The 23,891-nt window shown below is 57.9% G+C and carries 27 protein-coding genes; 8 read left to right on the plus strand and 19 right to left on the minus strand.

The genetic code is table 11. The features are described 5' to 3' along the window. Positions 1-537: 537 nt before the first annotated feature. The 3 genes from RT614_RS04775 to RT614_RS04785 form a co-directional block, all read right to left on the minus strand. The gene (locus RT614_RS04775; RefSeq protein ID WP_313620708.1) at positions 538-1,044 is read right to left on the minus strand and encodes a helix-turn-helix transcriptional regulator; all 507 of its coding nucleotides are present in this window, start codon (positions 1,042-1,044) and stop codon (positions 538-540) included. Beyond that, positions 1,041-1,271 (minus strand): hypothetical protein, encoded by a 231-nt coding sequence (locus RT614_RS04780; RefSeq protein ID WP_313620710.1) that lies wholly within the window; start codon positions 1,269-1,271, stop codon positions 1,041-1,043. Before RT614_RS04780 ends, RT614_RS04775 begins: the two co-directional genes overlap by 4 nt. A 233-nt stretch (positions 1,272-1,504) precedes the next feature. Then, on the minus strand, positions 1,505-2,116 hold the full coding sequence (locus RT614_RS04785) for a hypothetical protein (protein WP_313620711.1): 612 nt from the start codon (positions 2,114-2,116) through the stop codon (positions 1,505-1,507). A 166-nt stretch (positions 2,117-2,282) separates the two neighbouring features. Here RT614_RS04785 and RT614_RS04790 point away from each other — a divergent pair, with 166 nt between their 5' ends. Together RT614_RS04790 and RT614_RS04795 are read left to right on the plus strand one after the other, a co-directional pair. Next, on the plus strand, positions 2,283-2,648 hold the full coding sequence (locus RT614_RS04790) for a response regulator (protein ID WP_313620713.1): 366 nt from the start codon (positions 2,283-2,285) through the stop codon (positions 2,646-2,648). Positions 2,649-2,883: 235 nt separating this feature from the next. Beyond that, positions 2,884-3,105, plus strand: coding sequence for a CrpP-related protein (locus RT614_RS04795; protein WP_313620714.1), 222 nt, complete (start codon positions 2,884-2,886; stop codon positions 3,103-3,105). On the opposite strand, the gene RT614_RS04800 is transcribed toward RT614_RS04795, so the two are convergent. Next, complete coding sequence (locus RT614_RS04800) at positions 3,061-3,402, minus strand: hypothetical protein (protein WP_313621573.1); 342 nt, start codon at positions 3,400-3,402, stop codon at positions 3,061-3,063. The genes RT614_RS04795 and RT614_RS04800 overlap by 45 nt on opposite strands. An 82-nt stretch (positions 3,403-3,484) precedes the next feature. Next, the gene (locus RT614_RS04805; protein ID WP_409558425.1) at positions 3,485-4,072 is read right to left on the minus strand and encodes a low affinity iron permease family protein; all 588 of its coding nucleotides are present in this window, start codon (positions 4,070-4,072) and stop codon (positions 3,485-3,487) included. A 127-nt stretch (positions 4,073-4,199) separates the two neighbouring features. Here RT614_RS04805 and RT614_RS04810 point away from each other — a divergent pair, with 127 nt between their 5' ends. Next, positions 4,200-5,369, plus strand: a complete 1,170-nt coding sequence (locus tag RT614_RS04810) for a zinc-dependent alcohol dehydrogenase (protein ID WP_313620716.1) — start codon at positions 4,200-4,202, stop codon at positions 5,367-5,369. A gap of 343 nt (positions 5,370-5,712) precedes the next feature. On the opposite strand, the gene RT614_RS04815 is transcribed toward RT614_RS04810, so the two are convergent. From RT614_RS04815 to RT614_RS04835, 5 genes are all read right to left on the minus strand, one after another. Beyond that, complete coding sequence (locus tag RT614_RS04815) at positions 5,713-6,627, minus strand: Fic family protein (RefSeq protein ID WP_313620717.1); 915 nt, start codon at positions 6,625-6,627, stop codon at positions 5,713-5,715. Between the two features lie 44 nt (positions 6,628-6,671). Further along, complete coding sequence (locus RT614_RS04820) at positions 6,672-6,875, minus strand: antitoxin VbhA family protein (RefSeq protein ID WP_313620718.1); 204 nt, start codon at positions 6,873-6,875, stop codon at positions 6,672-6,674. 78 nt (positions 6,876-6,953) lie between these two features. Continuing rightward, positions 6,954-7,295, minus strand: a complete 342-nt coding sequence (locus RT614_RS04825; protein WP_313620719.1) for an H-NS histone family protein — start codon at positions 7,293-7,295, stop codon at positions 6,954-6,956. 40 nt (positions 7,296-7,335) lie between these two features. Next, the gene (locus RT614_RS04830) at positions 7,336-8,571 is read right to left on the minus strand and encodes a ParB/RepB/Spo0J family partition protein (protein ID WP_313620721.1); all 1,236 of its coding nucleotides are present in this window, start codon (positions 8,569-8,571) and stop codon (positions 7,336-7,338) included. Further along, positions 8,568-9,323 carry a ParA family protein gene (locus RT614_RS04835; RefSeq protein ID WP_313620722.1) on the minus strand — a complete coding sequence of 252 codons (756 nt, stop codon included), beginning with the start codon at positions 9,321-9,323 and terminating at the stop codon, positions 8,568-8,570. Before RT614_RS04835 ends, RT614_RS04830 begins: the two co-directional genes overlap by 4 nt. Before the next feature lie 412 nt (positions 9,324-9,735). Between RT614_RS04835 and RT614_RS04840 the strand changes: the two genes are divergently transcribed. The 5 genes from RT614_RS04840 to RT614_RS04860 all read left to right on the plus strand — a co-directional run bounded on the left by RT614_RS04840 (position 9,736) and on the right by RT614_RS04860 (position 14,871). Next, entirely contained in the window at positions 9,736-10,119 is a 384-nt protein-coding gene (locus RT614_RS04840; protein WP_313620723.1) for a hypothetical protein, read from the plus strand. Positions 10,120-10,910: 791 nt separating this feature from the next. Then, positions 10,911-11,408 carry a hypothetical protein gene (locus RT614_RS04845; protein ID WP_313620725.1) on the plus strand — a complete coding sequence of 166 codons (498 nt, stop codon included), beginning with the start codon at positions 10,911-10,913 and terminating at the stop codon, positions 11,406-11,408. Further along, on the plus strand, positions 11,408-12,700 hold the full coding sequence (locus RT614_RS04850; RefSeq protein ID WP_313620726.1) for a DUF1173 family protein: 1,293 nt from the start codon (positions 11,408-11,410) through the stop codon (positions 12,698-12,700). Before RT614_RS04845 ends, RT614_RS04850 begins: the two co-directional genes overlap by 1 nt. A gap of 110 nt (positions 12,701-12,810) precedes the next feature. Further along, a complete protein-coding gene (locus RT614_RS04855; protein WP_313620728.1) occupies positions 12,811-13,029 on the plus strand; it encodes a helix-turn-helix transcriptional regulator in 219 nt (72 codons plus the stop codon). Between the two features lie 351 nt (positions 13,030-13,380). Further along, the gene (locus RT614_RS04860; protein WP_125284654.1) at positions 13,381-14,871 is read left to right on the plus strand and encodes a tyrosine-type recombinase/integrase; all 1,491 of its coding nucleotides are present in this window, start codon (positions 13,381-13,383) and stop codon (positions 14,869-14,871) included. 52 nt (positions 14,872-14,923) lie between these two features. On the opposite strand, the gene RT614_RS04865 is transcribed toward RT614_RS04860, so the two are convergent. The 9 genes from RT614_RS04865 to RT614_RS04905 form a co-directional block, all read right to left on the minus strand. Beyond that, positions 14,924-15,421, minus strand: a complete 498-nt coding sequence (locus RT614_RS04865) for a JAB domain-containing protein (RefSeq protein WP_313620730.1) — start codon at positions 15,419-15,421, stop codon at positions 14,924-14,926. Between the two features lie 832 nt (positions 15,422-16,253). Further along, positions 16,254-17,186 (minus strand): CDF family Co(II)/Ni(II) efflux transporter DmeF, encoded by a 933-nt coding sequence (gene dmeF / locus RT614_RS04870; RefSeq protein WP_076515674.1) that lies wholly within the window; start codon positions 17,184-17,186, stop codon positions 16,254-16,256. Between the two features lie 26 nt (positions 17,187-17,212). After that, positions 17,213-17,485 (minus strand): metal/formaldehyde-sensitive transcriptional repressor, encoded by a 273-nt coding sequence (locus tag RT614_RS04875; RefSeq protein ID WP_076515675.1) that lies wholly within the window; start codon positions 17,483-17,485, stop codon positions 17,213-17,215. A 249-nt stretch (positions 17,486-17,734) separates the two neighbouring features. After that, positions 17,735-18,061: a four-helix bundle copper-binding protein gene (locus RT614_RS04880; protein ID WP_313620732.1), complete on the minus strand. Its 327-nt coding sequence runs from the start codon at positions 18,059-18,061 to the stop codon at positions 17,735-17,737. A 282-nt stretch (positions 18,062-18,343) separates the two neighbouring features. After that, the gene (locus RT614_RS04885; protein WP_369825608.1) at positions 18,344-20,620 is read right to left on the minus strand and encodes a copper-transporting P-type ATPase; all 2,277 of its coding nucleotides are present in this window, start codon (positions 20,618-20,620) and stop codon (positions 18,344-18,346) included. Between the two features lie 196 nt (positions 20,621-20,816). After that, entirely contained in the window at positions 20,817-21,290 is a 474-nt protein-coding gene (locus RT614_RS04890; RefSeq protein WP_076515680.1) for a DUF411 domain-containing protein, read from the minus strand. A gap of 51 nt (positions 21,291-21,341) precedes the next feature. Continuing rightward, the gene (gene copD / locus RT614_RS04895) at positions 21,342-22,262 is read right to left on the minus strand and encodes a copper homeostasis membrane protein CopD (protein ID WP_313620734.1); all 921 of its coding nucleotides are present in this window, start codon (positions 22,260-22,262) and stop codon (positions 21,342-21,344) included. Between the two features lie 7 nt (positions 22,263-22,269). Continuing rightward, on the minus strand, positions 22,270-22,656 hold the full coding sequence (gene copC / locus RT614_RS04900) for a copper homeostasis periplasmic binding protein CopC (protein WP_076515683.1): 387 nt from the start codon (positions 22,654-22,656) through the stop codon (positions 22,270-22,272). A 245-nt stretch (positions 22,657-22,901) separates the two neighbouring features. Further along, complete coding sequence (locus RT614_RS04905) at positions 22,902-23,723, minus strand: copper resistance protein B (RefSeq protein ID WP_312437048.1); 822 nt, start codon at positions 23,721-23,723, stop codon at positions 22,902-22,904. Positions 23,724-23,891: the final 168 nt, after the last annotated feature.

Below are 23,891 nucleotides of genomic sequence, written 5' to 3' on the forward strand. Positions count from 1 at the left end.
GCGTAGCTAAGAGGCCAACAAGCGCGCCAGCCTCTTAGCTTGCTCCATCCTTCCGTGATGTGGAGGATGGTCTTTCTTTGTTCCCACACGAAGCCCCCGGAGCCGGCGCGCGCTACTTTTTCGCCCCTTGTTCCGGCGGACGCTGACGTGACTATCCACCAGACAACCGATAGCGCACCGAGCCAACCAGTCCGACAATTCGACGCAAGGGGCTTTCCCCCTCCACCCACGCAGGGAACGAAAGGACGGCTCAGCATGCCCGCCGATTCTCGACTGTCCGATGTGGTCCTCGAATTGCCCGATCATTCGACGTGCCGAGTGGAACGCCGGGTAGTCCTGGCACCAAGTCGCCGTGGTGCGCTCCACACTCAATTCATATGCACGCTGCCGACTGGCGAGTTCGTAACTTGGCTATCGGGCAAGAGGTATCGTCTGCCCGACGGTAGGGTTGGAATTGCGGTAGCAGACGAGCCCCTAGGCACGCGGGATCCGGCGTCTGGACATTGAGTGGATTGATCTCTATGGCGGATCCGCCGTTCACTTATACTCTGTCCGGCGTAACCGACGCGGTCGTGAATTAAGCTGCTCCACCCCAATGCCTAACCCATCCGCGAGACGTTCCCGACTAGTGGGGGGCAAACGCGAAAACTCGGCCTCCATCGTCAGATATGACGACACACTTACGTCAAGTCGCTGTGCCAAGGCGAGTTGATTCAGTCCGAGGTACTCACGCCAAGCGCGCGCCAGCGACCAATGATTGTGTACTGCGGCAACGATCACCTCATGTGGAATTAGGCCGCCGATAGGAATACGCGGGCGCCCAGTTTCCTCGACGAAGGGCAGCTCTGTCGGGTCGGTGGAAGGCGTCGTCAGGCTGTCCTCTGCCACCGAAGCCTGGGACGCATGGGGCGATTCGGCAATGCTGGGAGGTCTAGCCTGCGAAGCGGAGGCAAGCTTGAGCAACCGCTGGTACTCGTCATAACGTAGCACCACAAATACGGGAACACCGTCGACATGTAAGACGTTGGGGCCGATCTCCTTCATCCCCTGTCTCCGCTCAATTTGATGGCCCGCACCTCTATTCCATCGTCGACCACGCCAAACGATATCTGGTACCCTCCCACGCGGCGCAGGCCTTCGGATGACAAAATTGCCGCCTCATGTTTGAAGCATCGGCTGAAATCTTCAACGGCATCGATGACGCGCCGCTGATCTGCACTCGCCAGCCGCAGAATCGCTTTCGCTGCGTCTGCAGTCCAATCAATCTTCATCAGACAATACCTTTCCCCTGCGGCACTCCGGGCCGACCATTTATCAATGCCCGCAAAGAGATAACGCCCCGCCTTTTTGGTCGTTTTACGACGCGGCGGGGCGGCGGGTCAACCCTCCCCGCCCGTCGCGTCATCTCCATCCCATCCCGGCGAAACGCATCAAAGCAAAAGAAAGAGCCCCTGGAAAAAAGGGGCCTGACAGAGCGATCAGCCGACAAGTCGAATGGCCTGAGCTAGAGCATTTTTTCGCGATTCTGCTCTGCCCTCGACGCACCAATGGCGCTTTCGACTTTCTTGACTTCTTCTGGCGGAGGCAGGACTGCGGGGAACCCAAGCGCCTCAATCCAGAGCTCACGGCTCCAGCCCATCGTGTGATAAAGATGATGGTCTTCATCTTTTTCCACCGCGTCGTAAGCCTTTTTCAGCACCTTTGCTTCCGCGCCCGAAAGCTTGTCTGCCACCAGGCCAATCAACTCCCAATTTTGATGATCCTTCGTCTCGGCGAGCACGACACACTCCGCAGCCACAATCTGCGCCGCCGCAGGGTCGCCGCCCGTTTTGGCGAGCTCAATAGCCGCCACGAGCGACTTACCATGGTGCCGCACGACTTCACGACTGGGAACCTCCTCATTCGGATCTAAGCCCAATTCTTCAAATACCGTCAGCAGCACCTGCTTGTGGGTTGTTGTCTCGTCCAGGTAACCCTGCCACTCCTTGGCCAGATCTTCGTTTGTTGCACAGCTCAGCGCCGCGGTGTACACCTCGATGCCCCCCATTTCTGTCTCCAGCGCCTGAAACAGCAGGTCGTGGATTTTCGCTTTATCGCCCTTCTTGCTGGTAGCCATCTCGTTCTCCCGTGATGAAAATGACGTGCATCGCGCACGTTGCGACGGCATGGCAAGTTGCGTTCCCAAAGAGCCTGTTTGCTAAACTTCGAGATCCTGACCCATCTAGCTGCTACCTGTCCCCGGTAGCGCTAACCTGCAAAGTACAAGTTCGAGGGCCGAAGCCATGCGTGTCCTTATCGTTGACGACGATGATTTGTCGGCGCAGATGACCGCTGAATGTTTGATGTTGGACGACTTTGTTTCTGTCAAAATTGCAAGGGACAGTGCAACCGCTCTCCGACTCGCAAGAGAATTTGCGCCGGAGATCATTTTCCTGGATGTACACCTCCGTGACGGGTCTGGCCTGACTCTGGCGCCACAGTTGAAGAATGAGAGTCGCGCTCCTGACATGCGAATCGTCATCCTGAGCGGAACCGCTCGCAAAGATGACGTGACTGAATATCCCGACGGCGTCAATTCATGGTTTGAAAAGCCTGTACCCATTAACACGCTTCTGGCGCTGGTCTCCCGCAAGAACGAGTCCGAATAAACGGCCGCCCCGTCGGTTTGGTCAGGCCGCCACCTTCTTCGCTATCTGGAACAGATCGCATGCCGGATCGACATTTCGCCGCGAATGCAGGCTTAATGGCCAGCGCCGCCGGGCGCGCGGCCCGCTCTCCCAGGACTGCGATCCAGCCCCCTATTTCGTTCAGTAACGAGACTGGACACGTCGATTGCATAAGTACATCGTCGGGTTATGACGAAGGATGGGTGGGAGCCGAAAAATGTACGATCAAATTCGGCAAGCAGGCCGGCAGGCAGCAAGGCACGGCGTCCCGTTATCCGCATGCCCGCTGATGATCGCGGGAAACATGCCGGCTCACACGGGCGAACCGATTCGGCTATGGCGCGCCCGACTCGCCTCATGGGAGGCGGGATGGAGGGAAGAGAGTGAAGCGCGCCTAGCCGAACTTGAACGCCGTCGGAATCTGCTGCATTCTGATTAAACGATGCTCAGTTGAGAAAGCCACAAAGGTGGCGCCGATGAAAACTGCCTCTAGTAGCAGGTACCCGCCGGTGAGCGCATTCCAAACCGAAGCACAGCGGCGCGCCGCTCCACGGCTGCCCGCCGACACGCCAAAAACTTCCGCTCCCACTACCAGGGCCGAGCACAGCAATCCGCGTTTGCACACCGACTGGAAGAAATAGCGCATGGAAGGGCCCAAACGTCCTGGAGTCCAGCCCGGCCAGCAAAGTTGGCCGATGGCTTTAATGCGCGGATCGCGGCGACGGTAAATTTCCACGTCCCACGGCCACTGTGATTGCCGTAGCGCTAACGCATCCTGGGAACTTCTATTCCACAGCACATGGCCTTAGATGAGACTTCTATTGCCTCGCAGTTCGTGCCGCGGTGGCAAAGCGCCTACTTGAAAAATGGCGTGCCCGAGTTAGCCCAGCATGCCTTTTATTTCGTCGCGACTCGTGGGGTTCGTTGGCGCGGTCCTTCCCGCCTTTTCCCTGGCGTCGAGCTCGGGCCGTGCACGCCTTTGCCAGGGCGAGGAGCTGATCCTCATCAAGGCGTTCGGCGTCGACCAACCCCTCGTCCGCGCCTTCGATCGCGATCAACAACTCATCGAGCTTCAAATGTAGAGCCTCGCTATCCTTGTTTTGACTCTGCTGAATCAAAAACACCATGAGGAAGGTGATGATCGTCGTGCCGGTATTGATCACAAGCTGCCAGGTCTCGGAGTATCCGAACGCGGGTCCAGATATGGCCCACATCAGCACTACGAAAATGGCGAGGCAGAAGGCGGTAGACGAACCCGCTGACTTCGTGGCGTGTGCCGCCAGATGGTCAAAAAGACGAGCAATTCGCGAACCCGATTTTTCTGAAGGTCCGGACTTCCTCCCGGACTGACTTTCCTTTCTACTTTGATTCCGCGCCATCAACATCCCCTGTGCAGTCACTGGCATGATGAGCAACTTTCATGCCGACGACCTGCCACAGCCACTGGCGCAGTACGCGGCGGACCTCCCGGAACGCAAATTGCTGCCTGAGCACTGATCGCACTGCCGCGGTCGCGATTCTCAGGGGATTTTCATGAAAGCACTCTGCTGGCACGGTAAACATGACGTGCGTTATGACACGGTTCCGGATCCAATTTTGGAGCACCCCCGCGACGCCATCATCAAGGTAAGCTCCTGCGCGATTTGCGGTTCTGACCTTCACCTGTTCGATGGCTTCATGCCTGAAATGAAGTCCGGTGATGTCCTAGGCCACGAGTTCATGGGCGAAGTGGTCGAAGTCGGCCCGGAGGCCCACAACCTAAAGGTGGGCGATCGCATCGTTGTCCCCTTTACCATCATCTGCGGGCAGTGCGAACAATGCGTCAAGAAAAACTTCTCTGCTTGCGAACGTACGAACAGGAACGCGGACAAAGCCGCGAAGATGTTTGGACATACGACCGCAGGGCTTTTCGGATACAGCCATCTCACCGGCGGCTACGCGGGAGGCCAGGCAGAGTATGTCCGTGTGCCCTTTGCAGATTCGACGCATGTGTTGGTGCCACCAGAGTTGTCGGACGACCAGGTGCTGTTCCTTGGGGACATTTTTCCCACCGGCTGGCAAGCTGCCCTGCAGTGCGATATCGAACCCACCGACACGGTTGCCATCTGGGGTGCTGGCCCGGTGGGACAGATGACGATTAGGAGTGCCATCTTGCTCGGCGCCAAGCAGGTGATCTGCATCGACAGCGTGCCCGAACGGCTCAAGATGGCGGTAGACGGTGGCGCAATTGCCATCAACTTTGAAATGGAGAGCGTCGTTGATCGCTTGAACGACCTCACGCAGGGAAAAGGACCCGAAAAGTGCATTGACGCTGTCGGGATGGAGTCGCACTCAAGCAGCACGATGGAATCGGCGTACGACCGCGTCAAACAAGCGGTCGGGGCGGAAACGGACCGCCCGCATGTGCTGCGCGAGATGATCTTCGTGTGCCGGCCGGCCGGGGTCCTTTCCATACCGGGCGTTTATGGCGGGATGATCGACAAAATCCCCTTCGGGGCCTCGATGAACAAGGGTTTGACCTGGCGGATGGGCCAAACGCATGTGCGCCGCTGGACAGACGAACTCCTTGACTTGATCCTAGAGGGAAAGATTGATCCGTCGTTCGTAATTACGCACCGAGCACAGCTTCAGGCCGGCCCCGAGCTGTACAAAACGTTTCGGGACAAAGCCGACGCTTGCATCAAGGTGGTTTTGAAGCCGTGACGCCTCGCCCCTACCTGCCAACTGACCTTTAATTCCGAATCAGTTACGGACGGTACAACAACTACAGGGTCATTTCTAGGAACGACGCGTGGTTGCCAAACTGGAATCTTGTTCCCACCAAAGATCTCTGCTTGGCCAGACCACGCGGCGATGTCCATTTCATCTGCTGCGCCTGTCGGACAAGCGGCAGACTGAAGAAGATTCTGACGGTCGGGGACAGCGCTCCGATTGGAGCGCTCACAACTCAAGCTCTAGCTGCAGGAACGCTGGATTGCGTGCCAAACACCACATAGGAGAGCGATCGCCACCGTAGCCTTCGGGTCGTAAATCGGCCGGTCATACCTCAGCGGTCGATTTCGCGAGAGTTCTCGCGCTGCCGGGCAAGCTCGGGCTTTGGTCCCTCGACTGCCTTCTCAACTAGGCCCACTCTTCCGTGGGGATATCGGATTTCCACCGCCTGGCCGGGTACCGCCAGCTGCACGTTTACGAGAGCAGCTCGGCTGTGAAGGACCATTTCTCCGCCACGATCCGTCAGTTCTTGGAGGATGTACCGCTCAGTGGATCCCACGACCATGCCATCGTATGTCTGGCCCTGAACCGCAAGGATGGGCTGGGCGTCGTCTCCGAGCACAGCTCTGGCTAGCTCCAACGCAAACTCGCGGTCAAGATCACGCAGGCCCGAAAGGATTAGAGACGCCATGCGACTCGAATCACCCTCGTATGCTTCTATTGAGGCGCGGGTCATCGCCGCCCGGTCGATCTCTTGCCAGTCGATGCCATATCCAGCGTCGCGTGCCAGCTGACCGATGAACTCACGAATGCTCCTTCCATTCCCTTCTCTGAACGGATGCAGCACGTTCAACTCGCCGAGATAATGGCCGGCCCTGCTGCTGAATCGCTCGGGAGAAAGTCCCTGCAGGCGCTGGTCACGCGCGAGCGGGCGTGTGATCTGAGGGGCATAGCTTGCGATCTGCTGGTGGCTCGCAAAGCATGTGGTGCCCTTCGAAATATCAACAGTCCTCAGTTGGCCCGCCCAGTCATACACGTCTCCGAAGAGCCGCCTGAGGATCTGTTGAAGGTGCGCCAGATCATAATCGCCAGGGACCGGGTTGATCGCGAGTTCATAAGAGCGCACGGCCGCAAATGTCGCCTCCACCCTATCGAGTTCCGCCCGGTCGCTGATCCCGAGCCGGTTGCGAAGGACACCGGTAGTAGGATCGACATATGGGTCTTTGGCATCGCTGGGATATTTGGCCATGGGCGAAGAAAAATGGCCACCTAGAAGGCGGCCATCGCTATTGGTCACTCGCTAGGGGTGCGAAAATCGCCCGCAGCGATGCGGGAGCGCAGTGTTTTGATCACGTCCGAAATGGTCAAGGTGCCCTCAGCGACGCGTTCCAGCTCCGCGATTGTCTTCGGGTCGGGCTCAAGGCCTTCCAGACGCTGACTCGCGACCGCGTTCAGGACGACGCGGCGACGTTCGTTGAGATCAAAGGCAGTCGACATTGGCGTATCTCCAAGCGTTTCATTTTACCGCAGGGCAATTTCCAAGAGGGACCGCTTGTTCAGCCTCGTCTTTGAGACTCAAACCCGAAAGTCATCCCGGTTGCGGCCTGCCTTCTCGGCCGACGTGAGCCATCGTGGGGCACGGCCGCGGCCGCTCCAGGTTTCACCCGATTCGGGATTGCGGTACTTCGGCGCCACGACGCTTCGAGAGTCGGACCGACGCTGGACGTCGCGGCGCTTGGCGCGCGCGGGCCTATTTTTTGCATAGGCGGTTTGGATCTCTTCCGGCGAGATTTGGAACTCGTGCATTTGGCGCAGGATTTTCTGTAGCGCCGACGCCCTGTGATTTATGCGAAGCGTGTCAGCCCGGCGCTGCAAGGTCTCAATCTGAGCATTGATTTTGGCCAGAGACTTTTCCATGGGCGGTTCCTCTTTCGGTGTTTAGCCGCTAAACAATCTGTCAGGCGTCGCACAGTGCCGGACGCCAAAGCGAGACTAGTGCCTTGAACTGTCCATGAATCTCGGTCCCCAGGGTATCGGGATATGCGCGTGTTTGGCGGATCAGACCAATCACAACGAGCATGTCATCGGCTACCTCAGCGTCGACGTTCCAGAAATCGGTCAGGTCGAAACCACCGCAGCTGGTCGCGTTCCACCACGAGAGCAGAAAGTCCGCCACGCGTTTGCTTTGACCAGTATCGCGCTGTGCGATGTTGATGAGGCGAGCCAGGGCATCAGTCCCCTTCTTTCGGAGCGCCGGGTTTGCGCTATCCCGTCCATGCTGCTCGAGACGATCCATGCTTCGTTGAACTTCCGGGCATACCGTAGGCGGTAGTTCGCCATTTACGGGTGGGGTGCGTGGCTCTTTTGCAAGGAATACATGGGTCGAACACTGCGCCACTACGGCGCGGGCTGTCGTCTCATCACGCGATGACTGTAGCGTCTCATCCGGCAGTGCGTCCGGCGACGTTCGGTTCGCACCTCGGGCTTTCCGAATCGCCTTCACCGCCGACCGCGTAGGCTTGGCCTCGGTCGCGGTCAATAGATCTGCCACGGCCTCCGGGTGCTCACGGTGCGCGACGGCCAGTTCATTGGCGAGCGTCACATCAGTCACCTTCCCCGCCGCAACCGCTTCGGCGACGGGTTCGGGAAGCGTGAGTAAGCCAGCATGATGGCTTACCCAGGCCTTGGATTTCCCGAGTTCACGCGCCAGGCCGGCCTGGGTCCAGCCGGCCGACAGCTTCCCGCCAATGAAGTCGGCAATTTCACGGAATGTCAGATTCTCGCGCTGCACGTTCTCGACGACTTGGTCCACGTCATCAAAATCAGGATCCTCAAACCCCGGCACAGACGTAAAATTGGCGACCTTCGCGGCGCGAAAGCGGCGATGACCGTGATTGATGATGAAATCTCCTGGAATGGTCGGGTGCGGGCGCAGCGACAAAGGAGACTTGATGCCGCGCTTGCCCTGGCGCTCGCGACGTTTGAACGATTCCGCAAGTTCGCGGATGCTCTCCTCGCTGTACCCCGGATTGTCTTCGCCACGCGAGTTCCGCTTATCCTCATGAATGCGACTGATGTCGTACATCCCGGGCTCTCTCGCCTGGGGCTGTGCTCCGTCCAGCATCGCGGCCAGATCGCCCAGGCCGGCCAGGTCCAGGCCGCCGGCATCACCGTGTTTAGCGGCTAAACTCATTTCGCCACTCCCATCGCTTGAAGGACGTGATCGCCGAGGGCGCGCATCTCCGCCCCTGCGGCCCGTGCGGTCGTCTTTTTGCTCTTCCAGACGGGTTCACCCTCCGCCAGTGCCTCTGCGACGCTAGTGCGAAGGCCTACCACGACGGGGGCCAGAAGCTTGCCGTGCGCCGCTTGTACCTCGGCGAGATGTTTGACCTGGCGCGGATTGCGGCGGTCAACCCGGTTCGGCACGATGCCCAGAAAATGCAGCTTTGGGTTGTGCTGCTTAGCACCGACGATCACGCGCATCATGTCCTTTATGCCCTCGATGCTGTAATCCTCCATCTCGACCGGGCTGATCACCGCATCTGCGGTGCGCAGAGCAGTAATGGTGGCGATCCCGATGCTGGCGGGAGTGTCGATCACGCAGAGGTCGAAGCCCCGCTTTTCAAACTCGCGCAGATTTACCGGGAAATTTCGAAGCGCCCGTTCGGCTGGCATGTAGATCACGTTGGCGAGCAAGCGGTCAGCATGCAGCAAGGAGATGGGGCCAGTGGCTTCGGGGATGACCGGCACCTCGTCCAGAAACAGCGCGCTCGCCGGCACCTCCAAGCGGTGCCGACGCATAGTCTTGGACAGGTTTCCGGTATCCAGATCCACCACGAGCGTTTTGAGTCCCTCTTCGGCGGCGTGAAATGCAATGTGGGCGGTGTCAGCAGTTTTGCCGACCCCACCTTTGTTTTGAGCGACCACGGCGGTTTTCATACCCATGAATGTTCCCTTAGAGAGATACAGCTGATGTTCAGCGGCTAAGCGCTATGAATCACTGTGAACTTTGAATTGAGGCTGTGCCGGCTCGGGCAGGTCTGGCCATGCCAGCCAATAATCGTGTGGACGGAGCAGCTGTCGGGAGACTCCCGTTATCCGCTCGATCGCCACCCCCTTTCGAGGGCCCACAAGCTTGTACCCGTAGGCAATTTGTCGAAGGTATTCCCAGCTAGTGCGCTGGGCTGCACACATCGCCCTGGCTTCGTCCAGCGGAGTTTGTCTCAGCCACTCAATCAGGGGCTCTATACGGGGGTAATGTTTGGAGGCGCTCATATGTACTAAATAGTACATTTAAACAGTACAGTTGTGTTGTACTTTTTGGTAAAGCAGGGCGAGCTAATGCAGAATCCCCGCCATGGACGCCGCTGCGCAGGAAATGCAGGTCCGCAGAGACCGCTTACGTGCGTGGATTTCCGCGCACTATCCGAACACGCGCGCGTTTTGTCTGGCGCACGGTCTCAACGAGAGTGAGATCTCCCAGCTCCTGCGCACGAAGAGTTTCGGTTCCCGTAGAGCGAGGAACCTAGAAGCTCAAGCAGGTATGCCGCTGCGATATCTAGAGAATGTTCAGGTAGGGGCCGAACCGGCCGCTACTGCCACGAAGCAAGCGTCTCAGTGGCCTTTTCGCCACTCGTCTTACGACGACTACCTGCACCTCAGCCCCGAGAAGCGAGCTGAACTGGATATCCGCGTATCCGAGTTCATTGCGGGCGCGATTCAGAAAAAAAGAACTGCCTAAATCGCAACGCCGAGTCGATCCGTGCCATCGCACACGGACGAGTGGGGCCGCCACCCGCACTTTTTTACGACTGGTCTGGTCCGTAAAGGACGGCGATGAGAGAACCTCGCCCAAAGCCTAGCTCTTTGTGACTCATTGTATCTTGTATTGCGTTATGTCGCGGTTTCGACACAAAGCGAAATATGTACTAAAAGGTATTGACTGGATATGTACTAAGAGTACAGTGAAATCCACACGCTCTTTAACAATACGCAACAGAAGTACTGTCCCGCGCCTTCCTTCAAAGTCGGCGCACGAAGGGGAGCCGGCCGCGATCATTTGAAGGCCCCGGGGACGAAAACAAGCGGCAAAAGTCTAGGGGGTCGCGTAGAGGCCCGTGAAGTCCGGCCAGGTGCAGAACGCATTTGGCTGAAAAAATCTGTCCAGGCGCAGAGCTTGGAAGACCACCTAGATCTCGAGATGAAGCAGGGAGAGATCGACGATCCCGCCTTGCCGCCAGCCCTTCGCGTGAAGGGTACGAGCGCCTAAGCAGTATGTCTATGCCCCCCGTGGCGAGTAACGGCGGGGCGAAAATCAGGCCGGGAGAACAACTGGCCTGCGCCGTGCAAGTCGGCAGGTAACCGCCAGCGTCGTGGTATCTCGCTGGCGGCATCCGAATCGGCGTTCAGCAACCGGCAGCGTTTAGCAGCTAAACGCCTCCCGGATGAGCGCTCCGATTCGAATGAGCGTTGCTCTCGCATGTTCCGTCTCCCCACCGGGAACGCTTGGCCGCATGAAAAATGGAGTACATCTTGCACAAGAAACAGCCCACTCATGGAAATCCAAACAGCTCGCTAATGGCCTCGTCCGCAATAAAGGTCGCAATAGGACTGGCCTTGATCGTCGTGGTGCTGGCCACGGTTGGAAAGCTAGTTCAAGAATGGGGAACTGTGCTGTGGCTGGTGTCCCTGGGCGGGCGGTTCTGGGGAGCTGTCTCCGTGGGCCTAATCGGCCTCGCATTCACCGCATGGGCCTGGTTGATTACCTTTGCCATGACACAAAGGGAGGGCCCTACAGCGTCAGGTGCCTCGGAGCGTAAAACGGTGCTCCTGCGCTGGCTTATCGCCACGCAGATTGCGGGCACGGCGATTTTCATCGTCGCGAACATCGCCCTGTCCGGTTCCTACGACTCGTTCAGCCAACTGAACATCTATCAACGGATCGCAGTGGTCGCTATGCACGGATCCCTCTTCTTCACTGTGGCTTTGGTCTTCTGCATTCTGGTCTCGATCGTTGACGGAGATGACTGATGGATCGAAAGCTATATGTCGTAGAGGTCACGCTGGGCGGAGTGACGCGACCGTACTCGCCCGAGTTTCAATCAGCTGATCAATTCAAGGAGGGTTGGAAGCGCGTGCTGTTGATGGCCCATGGCAAGGCAGACGTGAGGTGTACTTGCTCTGGATCGGGCGAACGGCGCTTGTCGATCCACAGCCGTTCCAACTCTGATCGGTTCCACCTTGCCCGCTTTCCCGAGACAGGATCGGAGCACAGCGAAGACTGCGTTTATTACGGTGTAGATCCGAGCATGTCCGGTCTTGGTTCATACCGACGCGGAGTGGTCCAGGAACTCGACGACGGCGCCGTCAAGATTAAGCTGAAGGTCGGGCTTCAACAGCGTGCGACAGCTGCCCCAGAAGAAGCGGACGCTTCGTCCCCCGCCGCGCCGGCGATGCCCGCGACGCGCCCGCGAACCGGCCAAGCCAGCATGACACTGCTCGGTCTCCTGCACTTTCTGTGGACGCAGGCTGGGCTGAACGCATGGTCGCCAGGCATGGAAGGAAAGCGCAATTTAGGTGTGGTGCATCACCACTTGATGCGCTCCGCAATGACCACCTACGCCGGACGTGTCCGACTGTCCCAAAACCTCGTGATCGCCACGCCGACACCGACCGGGCAGCAAGCAGGACACAACAAGGCCAAGGCGTTGGAAGCGGTCACTCAACGACGGCGCCTGGTTGTAATTGCCCCCCTCGCACAGCACCAAAAGGGAATGGACGGCAGCGCCACGCTGCCTATCGCGGGGTTTCACGGAATCCCGTATCTGAATCTCGATGAGAACGTCTGGGAACCTCTGGAGCGCCGCTTTGCCCGAGAAATCGACTCGTGGCGGGCAGGGAATACCGTCATCGCTGTCGTACAAACTGATCCACCCAAGTCCTCTGGTGGCAGCACACGCGCGCAGATTTTCGATATCGCTCTCATGCAAACCACGCGGGACTGGATCCCGGTCGATTCGGGTTACGAGGCTCTGGTCGCTGACAAGCTTGTCGCTGAAAAGCGCCGGTTCGAAAAGCCGCTTCGCTTCGATGCTGGCGAGGACGCGGTCTTCCCCGACTTTTGGTTGCGCGACCGGCACATGCCAACGCCGCTCGAGGTATGGGGTTTGAACTCGCCTGAGTACATGGCGCGCAAGACTGAAAAAGGCGCCCATTACGACGAGACATACGGCCAAGACGGCTGGTGGTCTTGGAACGCTTCCGTCGGGGATCCGGTTCCGGAATTTCCCACACTGATCAAAGAGCACCCGGAACAGCAATGAACCAACAATTGTTTTTCTGGCCCACCATGAATATCGCATTCAACAATTTCGAACCCTGCAGGGAGAAGCGTTGAACGCTTCAACCGCCACGAGGCAATCGAGGATTCCGGATGAATAGCCTACAGAACAACATCCCCGCCCCTAACGCACCAGCGTCTCCGGCCAGTGACAGGCTCTATCGGCTGACGGATGTCGAGAGAGTCGTGTCGCTGAAGAAGAGCAAAATCTACGCGCTCATCAAGCTTCAACAGTTCCCACGCCAGAGAAAGATTGACGGCGCGTCGCGTTGGGTCGCTTCTGAAATCGATCAGTGGGTCTCGGAGCGCTAGTCTCGATCGGTGAGTGGCCCCACACAACGATTCGGAGAATCAGCCAGGGTACCTATGAGTGTACCCATGGCCGATAAAAATTGAACAAGGGCTTACACCACGAAAGCGTAAGCCCTTGATTTTATTGGTCGGGGCGGTGGGATTCGAACTCACGACCCTCTGCTCCCAAATTAGAAACGCTCGAACGTCAGCGAACGTCAGCGAACGACTAATCGACTGATTTATAAGGAATTATCAGAATTTTCTTGTTCGCCGACGTTCGCTAATGTACGCTGACAGCCGCAAAAATGTTGTCCCATATGTTGTCCCATATGGCGCTTGAGGCAGAAGAACGGAGAGATTCGAGGCAATATGACGAGATACCCAAAACGCGGAAAAGGTGCGCGGTGGACCGTCAAGGAACTGGAAGCGGTGCCGGCGGAATGGGCCGGTGATCACCTGGCCGATGGAGACGGCCTGACTGGGGAGATCCGCATCCAGCGCGGCACGATGGCCGTGGTGTGGCGATACGCCTATCGCATGGGCGACAAGGTCAAGAGATTCTACTGCGGCTCATGGCCGGAGCGCACACTCGACGAGATCCGCACTACCAGGAACAAAGCGCGGGCGGACATTAAGGCGGGCCGCAATCCGTCAGCCGTCCGCGAACTGGAAAAAGCCCAGGTGCGGGAAGCTATGGCAGCTGAATCTGCCGCTGTGACCGCCGCTGAAGAAGAGGCCACGACTGACGCCCTTTCGTTCCAAGAGATGTATAAAAGCTGGCTGGAATCGGGAGTGAAGCGAGCAGATGGCAACACCGAAGTGAAGCGCATCGTTGAAAAAGACGTGCTTCCCTTGATCGGTGATACTCCCGTGCGATCAATTCGCGAGAAGGATGTTGAGCGAGTGATCCGCTCAATTGTCGGCCGGGGTTGCAATCGGCTTGCCGAGGTGACCTACCAAATCCTGGGCCAGATGTTCCATTGGGCAGAGAAGCGCCAACCATGGCGAAAGCTGCTTTCGGAAGGAAATCCGGTTGAGCTGGTTGAACTCGGGGTGCTCCTGGCGGACGATTACGACCCGGATAACGCGCGCGAACGCGTTCTCCCTCCCATTGAGATTGTCGAGCTCCAGACTCGATACCGCGAGTTGGAGGAGCAATATCTCGCTTCGGATGACAAGCGAAAGAGGAAGCCTCCATCCAAGGCTTTGCAGGCAGTTTCCTGGATCTGTTTGAGCACGTTATGCCGGATAGGGGAATTGCACTTAACTGAAATAGCGCATCTCGATCTCCGAGAAGGCACGTGGTTCATTCCCAAGGCGAACGTCAAGGGGAGAAAATCACAGAAGCGCGACCACCTGGTTTTTCTTTCACCCTTCGCAGTCAAGCATTTCGAGACCCTTGTCAGCCTGGCAGGATCTTCCCGCTGGCTCCTACCTTCGCGCGTCAACGATGACGCGGAGGTAGACCAACCGATGTACAAGCAGGCCTTTACAAAGCAAATCAAAGATCGGCAAGCCATGTTCAACGGAAAGCCCAAAGCACGTCGCGCTTCGGACAACTCCCTGGTGCTCGGCAAAGGCCAAAACGGCAATTGGACGCCTCATGATTTACGGCGAACGGGGTCGACTGTCATGGAGTCACTCGGAATCGATCCAAACATCATCGACCGCTGCCAAAATCACGTCATTCACACGGGCAAAAACCGTGTCAGGCGGCACTACCAGCTCTATGACTACGCCGACGAGAAGCAAGCAGCCTGGGCGAAGCTCGGCGAATATTTGGAAAGACTGCTTTCGGGAACAGTGGCGCCGGCCGAGCTTCAAAAGCGGCTAACCGCCAAACAGCTACTCGCCGCGTAAAAAAAAGCCGAAGACCGTTCGGTCTCCGGCTGTTGGACGCAGGCGGGCAAGTCTAGATCCAGCCCATCTTGGCCATAGAATGGCCGCTACCTGCCGCCACGATCACATGGTCGACCAATGAGACATTCACCAGAGCAACGGCTTCCTTCAAGCGCCGCGTAACCTCAACGTCCGCCTTGCTTGGTTGCGACGAGCCCGAGGGATGGTTGTGGGCAATCAAGATGGAGTGCGCGTTGTGCCGAATTGCCGCCTTGACGACCTCACGTGGATACACGCTGGTCTCCGACAGCGTGCCTCTGAACATTTCCTCGAAGGCGATCATTCTCAATTGCGCATCAAGGAACATTACGCCGAACACCTCGACGTCCGACAGCGCCAGCCGCGTCACGATATAGTCGATGGCGGCGGATGGCTTGGCCACTTGCAAGCGACTACCCAGCGCCTCCTCCAATTGCTGGGCAGCCGCACGTAGCAGCTCTTGCGGGGTTGCGGCTCGATAGAGGCCGCCCGCCTCGCGTACAACCGGCGCGCCCTGGGTATCCTCCGCCAACTGCCTGTCTCCTGCCCACGCACTACTAAAACTTAGTTGCATTGCTCTCTCCAAAAGCGAGGGTCGCCTACCAACCCATTGGCGATCGGTCGTCAACAAAGGGAGGTGTCGAAACTAGCGTCACCATGCGCTGTTGGCTCTGGCCAATGGTCATTATCTGGAGATCACCACAAGGAGCCAGTGCCCATGCTGGGCTGACCTGGCGCAAACGCATCCCACTGCTTTGGGGTGAGCCCCCCCGCCCACTTCTCGCTAGCCCGGAAATGTCGGCTGCATCTCGACCTTCTCACCTTCCTTCGGCCCGACTGCGAGCCCGCGCAAAAGTGCCGACAGTTGCCCCACTTTTGCGCCGCGAGCGTGCCCGTGCCCGCGCCGGACGGAAAAGGCCGGTCATCAACGGCTGCTCGCGGCCAGAAGCGGACAGCTGAAAATGGCGAACTTCGGCAAGAAGCAATCATTTGCAGCAACAAAGCTGCACTCATGCGGACAGCTCGCCGCGGATGCGTAGGTCCGCTCGGGCATGCTCCGCGGCCGTGGATGCCTGTAGGCACTTTCGTCATCAGAATTGCGGCGGCGGGAATGTTTTTTTGGCCGGGGAAGCGAACCGCGCTCCAAGGCGGCGATTGAAGAGCGATCTCGAGGCCAAGCAAGTAATCGGGGGATGCCAGCGCGCCGGCGACCAGACTCCTCGCCCTGGTCTCGTAATCCATTTCGGAGCACTGACCAACACACAAACTAAAGATTGGACCCGTCGTCGTACGATAGAGACTCGTTGCGCGTCGCCCAAGGGGCTAGACGGAGTGCACGGGTCGCGCCGCCTCTCTGCCCTTAGCTACTTGATAGCTTGTGTTTCGACAGTCAGATGTGAAAGTTCGTGAATGTGCGACAGTTTGGCCTTATAGAACGAACTGTCCTTGGGACTCTGAGTCGCAAGCGAGACGATAGCGGAAAAGTGACCAGGACCAATCTGCCAAACATGCAGATCCGCAATCGTATCTTCGCTCCCTGCTAGCGCCTCGCCGATCTCCTCGTGCACCTTGGCCCCCTCGGTAGTGGCATCCAGAAGCACGTTGCCGGACTCACGGATTAGTCGCCACGACCAGCGCAAGATAACCAACGCACCGATTACACCCATGACTGGATCAGCCCACAGCCATCCGTAGCTGCGGCCTAGGGCCAACGCAACAATGGCAAGTACCGAAGTCAGAGCGTCCGCCAGGACATGAAAATAGGCAGCGCGAAGATTGTTGTCCTTGGCACTTGAGCTGTGATCGGAATGGTGATCATGGTGGTGACCGTGGTCATGATGATGGGAAGGGGCGTCGTTGAGGAGCCATGCCGACACTAGATTCACCACCAAACCCACGATAGCCACCGCGAGGGCCTGGTTGAAGCTAATGGGAACGGGATTGGCTAGACGCACAACGCCTTCCCAGCCAATGAGCACGGCGATCAGCGCAAGCGCTACGGCGCTGGCAAAGCCGGCCAGGTCACCTAGCTTGCCGGTGCCGAAGGTGAACCGGCGGTCTGTTGCGTGGCGTCGCGCGTAGCCATATGCCAACACGGTGATAAGCATGGCGCCAGCGTGTGTCGACATGTGCCAACCGTCGGCGACAAGTGCCATCGAGCCATACAAATTCCCTGCGACGATCTCAATGAGCATCATGCTCGCGGTTATCGCAATGACAAGCCAAACCCGGCGTTCATTGCGTTCGTGATTTTGACCCAGAAAAATGTGGTCGTGGGCAAGGCTTGAGTTGTTCATCTGTAACCCGTGGATGTGGCGGCCGACTACTTCATATAGGCGCGAATGACTTCCATCATTTCCTGGGCGCCTTGGCTGCGATCCGCCTCAGAGGCGGCATGCACCACATGCTCCTCAAGATGCCCCTCCATCACCTCTGCCGTCAACCCGTTCAACGCTCCGCGCGCTGAGGCGAGTTGGCGTAGAACTTCAGCGCAAGCAGCGTCCGCCTCCAGAGCACGCTCCAAGCCTTCCATTTGCCCACGGATGCGGCGAACCCGCGCAATAAGCCTCTTTTTCTGTCGGACGGTATGTGCCATGTCGCTCAATTCACATAGTATAGGTGGCTATATTACCCTAAAAAGCCACACTCCTTGTCGGATGCCGACCGAGGGGATTACGCAGCCCTCCAGGCAGCGCCATCGAGTGGTGGGCTTAGGGCACAGATGCCCGGTGTCTATTGGATCGGTGGAACGGCGAGATGCCTGCATTTTTCGCGGTTTTACACAGATCGAGCGAGGGCCTGGGGCTGGCCCTCGCCCTCGCCTCAGCGGATTGCAGCACGCCGACTACGCCATGGCACGGCAGGCCTGGGCACAATCTTTGCATATGCTCGCGCAATGTTGACAGTGGCTACTCTGGAATTTTGCGCATTCCTGGCCACACTCCTCACATACTTTCGCGCAAAGGTCACATAGTGGGCGAGCGAATTCGCTACTTCGGGCCATATATGCCGCAGCTAGCCTGCATACTTCCGAGCAATCAGCGTCAAGCTTTACGCATCTTGCCATCTTCGTTGCGTCTTCTTCTGTTAGGCAAGCGGCGAAGCATTGGTCGCACGCCTGGGCGCAGCTATAGCATTCGCGGATACAGGTTTCATATTGAGTCGAGTTCATGGAGATCTCCTATGGAATGGGGCGTTAGCGCCCACATACCGGGCAGCACGTTTCATGCCGCATCCCCCGTAACGTCGCTGCTTAAGCGCAGAGGACGGAACGGGCGAACTCAACCCAGCCCGCAGAGCCCAACGCTGTATTCTGTTTCATTACATTTGCGTAATGTCGCCCCGCGCAGCGAGGCTAGCTTCCTAGGCTCACTGAGGACCAGTTACCGCACGCGCCTCGCGGTCACCGCCCGCAAGCGATTCCGCACCTGGCTAGACCTTGAGCCCGGGACTGCTATGCATCCAGGTCTACAGACCTTAGTCGCAGCGAGTTTCCAATTACACTCACCGAAGACAAGGCCATGGCCGCTGCAGCAATAATGGGCGAGAGCAATATTCCGAAGACCGGATAAAGAACGCCAGCTGCAACGGGAATTCCTGCAGCGTTATAGACGAATGCGAAAAAGAGGTTTTGTTTGATATTCCGCATCGTCGCTTTGGAAGCATGGCGTGCTCGGACGATGCCCATGAGATCGCCGTGAAGTAGCGTGACGCCGGAACTTTCCATGGCGACATCCGTGCCGGTTCCCATGGCAATGCCGACGTTCGCCGCGGCAAGTGCAGGCGCATCATTCACGCCGTCACCTGCCATCGCGACGGTGTGGCCTTTTTCCTGATACCGCCGCACAGCCGCCCCTTTGTCCTCTGGCAGCACCTCCCCGACTGCTTCGTCAATTCCCAAATGCCTCGCAACGGCTTGGGCCGTCGTCTTGTTGTCTCCCGTCAGCATTACCACCTTGATTCCTGCCTGATGAAGGGCCTTGATTGCCTGCGGCGTGGTCGACTTGATGGGGTCTGCGATGCCGACTAATCCTGCGTATTGGCCATCCAAGCCTACGTAGATAACGGTGGCTCCTTTTTCTCGAATAGCCTCTCCGTGGCGCTCGGCGGGCACGTCCACCCCTTGCTCCTCTAAGAAGCGGGCACTACCGCACACTACTCGGCGCCCAGCCACCAGCCCAATCACTCCTTTCCCCACAGGGGAGTCGAAATCGGTCACCGGCAACAGCTGGATTCCCTCGTTCTCCGCAGCGCCGACGATGGCTGCAGCAAGGGGGTGCTCGCTTGCGCGCTCCACACTGGCGAGTGCCTGAAGTAGGTCGGCCCGGTCTATCGCCTCGACCGGCACTACCTCTGTAACTGATGGCTTGCCTTCCGTTAGAGTACCTGTCTTGTCGACGATAACGAGGTCCACTTTCTGCATATGCTCCAGTACCTCCGCGTCCCTGATGAGTACCCCGCTTTGGGCGGCGCGGCCGACACCGACCATGATGGACATAGGAGTTGCCAACCCGAGCGCGCACGGACACGCGATGATCAGAACGGAGACCATTGCTATCAGCGCATAGGTGAAGGCGGGCGTCGGCCCCCACAGCATCCATGCTCCGAATGCAAGTACAGCCGCGAGGATGACGGCAGGCACAAACCAGCCGGCCACTTGATCGACCAATCGCTGGACCGGAGCGCGACTTCGCTGCGCCGCGCCTACCATTTGAACAATCCGAGCTAGCAAAGTGTCCGCACCCACACGGTCGGCACGCATGACAAAACTGCCGGTCTGATTCATTGTCCCCCCTGTCACACGGGAGCCCGGTGTTTTCGCCACCGGAATAGGCTCACCTGTCACCATCGACTCGTCAACCGTGCATCGCCCTTCGACGACCTCGCCATCCACAGGCACCTTCTCTCCCGGGCGTACGCGCAGGTTATCCCCCACCTGCACGGATTGGAGATCTACAGTCTCATCTTGACCATTCGGACTGACTCTTACTGCCGTTTTCGGCGCAAGACTCAGCAACGCCTTAATCGCACCAGAAGTTCTTTCGCGAGCACGAAGCTCGAGGACTTGGCCGAGCAAAACCAAAACCGTAATCACCGCCGCGGCCTCAAAGTAGACGGCCACCGCACCTTGTGGACGGAAGGCCTCCGGGAACCGTTGCGGTATGAAAGTGGCAACGATGCTGTACACCCAAGCTACGCCTGTTCCCAGTGCGATCAGTGTGAACATGTTCAGACTGCGATTCGTGATCGATTGCCATGCCTTCGAAAAGAATGGCCAGCCTGCCCACAACACGACGGGGGTCGCGAAGATAAGTTGTATCCAGTTGGACGTTTGCGGGCCGATGAATCGGTGCAGGTTGAAGAGGTGTCCACCCATTTCCAGAACAAATACCGGCAAGGTGAGCAGAAGGCCTATCCAAAACCGACGATTGAAGTCACACAGCTCATGGCCGTCCTGCTCATCATCCAAAGAGACCGTTACGGGTTCGAGTGCCATGCCGCAGATGGGGCAGCTGCCCGGGCCGGCTCGTCGGATTTGTGGATGCATGGGGCATGTGTACTCCGCGGCAATTTTCCCAGGTGCCGGCGGGGCACCATGCGTCGCGTCATGCTCTGTGGGCTGGGCATGGGGCACATGTCGCCCTCCCGTTGCATGATCCCCTCGACTTGCCCCATCAATAGGCTGGTCGGCGCGGTCTCGGTGACATGCGTGGCGGCTAGGCTCGCCCATGGACGAATGCCCGGAATGATCACCAACACCACCTGGCGGCTTGGTAGGCTTTGCCATGACAGTCCTCGCTAGGATGGCGTAGATTTACAGCATAGGCCTTCCCATTGCCGGAAGGTCAATCCCTTATTTAGGGGGTTGCTTCGAAAGGCCACGATCTGAGCAATCGGTTCAGTCTTGAGATGCCGGCAGCCTTGCGCTACGTGTAGGACTGATAGACTTCTGCCTTCCCTGAGGGCAGGACGAGAAGCACGTCATAGGCCATGCGCCTTCCTCCGTAGTCCGGGCCATCCATTCCTGGCGAGCCCAGAGGCATGCCCGGAACCGCCAGTCCGACTGCGCTTGACTTCTCCTTCAGTAGTCGAGCGATCTCCCTGGCCGGGACGTGCCCCTCCAGAGCATATTCTCCAACGACTGCGGAATGGCAGGAGCCGAACGCGTCCGGAATGCGGTTACGTTGCCGTACAGACGAGGTATCGCTAACGTCATGAGTGGTCACTTCAAAGCCATTGGCTTCGAGATGGCTCACCCAGTCTTTGCAGCAGCCGCAAGTGGGCGTCTTCCAGACTTCGATGAGCGTCTTCGGTTGGGCCATCAAGGGGATGGGAGACAAGACGATCGTCACCAATAGGGCTCTACGCAGAAGATTGGCGGTGTGGCTTTCTGTTCGCATCAAATTTTTCGGGTTGGCGGTATAGAAAATGCACTAGAGTCCAAGAAGTCATCACGACATGGACGATGGTGACAGGATCCCCAATGCTGCAACAAGAAGCAGGATGAGAGTGGCAGCACTACTCTCGAACATGAGGCTACGACGTAGCGTAAGAACTGCTATCGCATGATCGCCCGTTCGGACGGCGTGCTCCAGACGCGGACTTAGATAGAAGCGATTAGCGGCAGCCAGTGCAAGCATCGTGCCAAATAAGCCAAGCTTTGCAACAAGCAGACCACCGTAGGATGTCAACGACATATCGGGTAGCGAAGCACCGACGATCAACAAATAGTTGACCCCGCCCGTAATGGCAAGCGTCAGCACGATGGCTGTGCCCACTTGGGCAAAGCCGTTTGAAGTGCGGTTCAATAAGGCAACGTTGCCGGACGTGGCTGTCGGCTGAGATAACAGGAGGAACGCGAGAAGCGCGCCCGCCCAAGCGCCGGCAGCGATCAAATGCACGATGTCCGATGTGAGGTGAACGTAGCGCCTAAAGCCTTCGTCCATGGCACCATGCCCGCCCCAAGCGAGTGTGGACAGCGCGATGCCACCGGCTATCGAGAAAACGCCCAGTCGGACCCTTTGTTGCGTGCGAGCAAGTACTCCCACTAGCACGCAAAGCATCAACGCACCCAATCGAGCCACCCATGCCGCGCCAAAGTCAGTGCCTGTCACGATCATTTCGAAGACGTGGCTTTGAAGCTCTGCATAGGATGTGGCGCCGGTCATGCTTTTGGCCATTATGGCAATATTGGCCAGCGACAGGATGATGCCCAGAGCAGCGAGCGCCGTGCTAACCGCTAAGAAGCGCGCACCCGTTGACGAGGCGATTTCTCCTTGGCGTAGCGCGTACATACTGAACAGCGGCAGCCCAAACAACATGGCAAGGTCAAGATAGAGTGCGAAACGCACGAGGACAGTCGGCCAGTCCATTCAGGAATCACTTGACGGTAAACGCGATACTGCCGGTGACGGGATGCGTATCGGAGGACACCGCACGCCAATCCACTCGGTAGTTGCCAGGCGCAAGCGCTTGCACCGGCGTGATGATCATAGCCTTCGGGTCATCGCTACCTGAGATTTTGGCGTTCACCTTCATCGGCCCGTGGTTCGCCATACCGGGCATACCGGTCATGACTAGCGTCGCTCCGGAGAATTGCGTTGTCAGATTTTCCGAGAATTTCAGCTCGATCTTCGGCGGTGCCGTCACCTCGGCCTTGTCGCTGGGCGAGGAAGAAAGCAACTTCGGATGAGCGATGGCCGCGGCGCTGGCGAGCATGGCGGCCATAGCCACTGTGGCGCGAATTGTTGCGAAAAAGGTTGGCATTGTGAGGTCCTAAAATGCACTGCGGATTAATATCACGGCACGAACACCACCCGATAGGTTGGAGCGGCGTTCCGCCCTGGCCATGGGGGATGTAGGAAGTGTCAAACTGTCGTCGGTTGCTCGGCTCGGATCCCATCCAACTCGCACCACGAGTTGATTAGACTCATTCCCAAGGCCGGCGTGTCGTTGCTAAGAGAGCTAGCTCGACATGGGTACCGACAAGATGCGTTGGGCGGCGCTAGACGCTAAAACCAGATGCGAACCCCAGCCAAGATCGCGCGCTCAGACCGGCTTTCTCCCTCTTCGCTCGCATAGCTCGCCGTCTTTCCGAACTTTCGTCCGAACGAAACACCGATGTACGGTGCAACTTCGCGGGTCACCTCATAGCGCAAGCGCAAAGAGAACGAGGCATCCGACAAGCCCGCACCGATACCTCGCGCCTTGTCGTCCTTTCCGTACACACTGGCTTCGATCTCTGGAGTCAGGATTAGGCGTTGTGTAAGCAGCAGATCGTATTCAGCCTTCAGCGCGAGCGCGGTTCGTCCAGAACCTCCCACATAACCCGTTATTTCCGTCTCGATGTTATAGGGAGCCACGCCCTGAACTCCGATCGCGGCCCAGTTGCGCTTAGGACCAGTGCCGAAATCGCGCCGCGCGCCCAACTGTAGATCCCAGAATGGCGAAACGGTGTGACTCCAGAACGCCTCGATCTTTCCGTCAGTGTTGCCATTGACCCGATCGCCTTCACTCTTTATCCAGAGCTTATTCAGATCACGCCCAACCCAGAACTGGCCGTCCCATTGAAGACCCGTGTTGCCATCTCTGTCATATGCCATCCCTAGTTTGTCAAAAAGCAGATGGCTCGTGATCATGTTGTCCATCATGTGTGGATGGATGTCGTAAGCGGAATATCGTTGTTCCGTTGTGCCGTCGCTTGTGGGTAAGGTTCCAACCGGCACTGCGCCTGAATTCGCTCCCCCCGACATGTTCTGTATCGAGCCGCGGTCCATGCCATTCATCGAATCCTGGCTCATGCCCTTCATCGAGCCATGATCCATGCCTTTCATCGAATCCTGGTTCATGCCCTTCATCGAGCCATGATCCATGCCTTTCATCGAATCCTGGTTCATGCCCTTCATCGAGCCATGATCCATGCCTTTCATCGAATCCTGGCTCATGTCCTTCATCGAATCCTGGCTCATGCCCTTCATCGAGCCATGATCCATGCCTTTCAT

It is taken from the genome of Achromobacter sp., assembly GCF_032102605.1.
Taxonomy (GTDB): domain Bacteria; phylum Pseudomonadota; class Gammaproteobacteria; order Burkholderiales; family Burkholderiaceae_B; genus Achromobacter.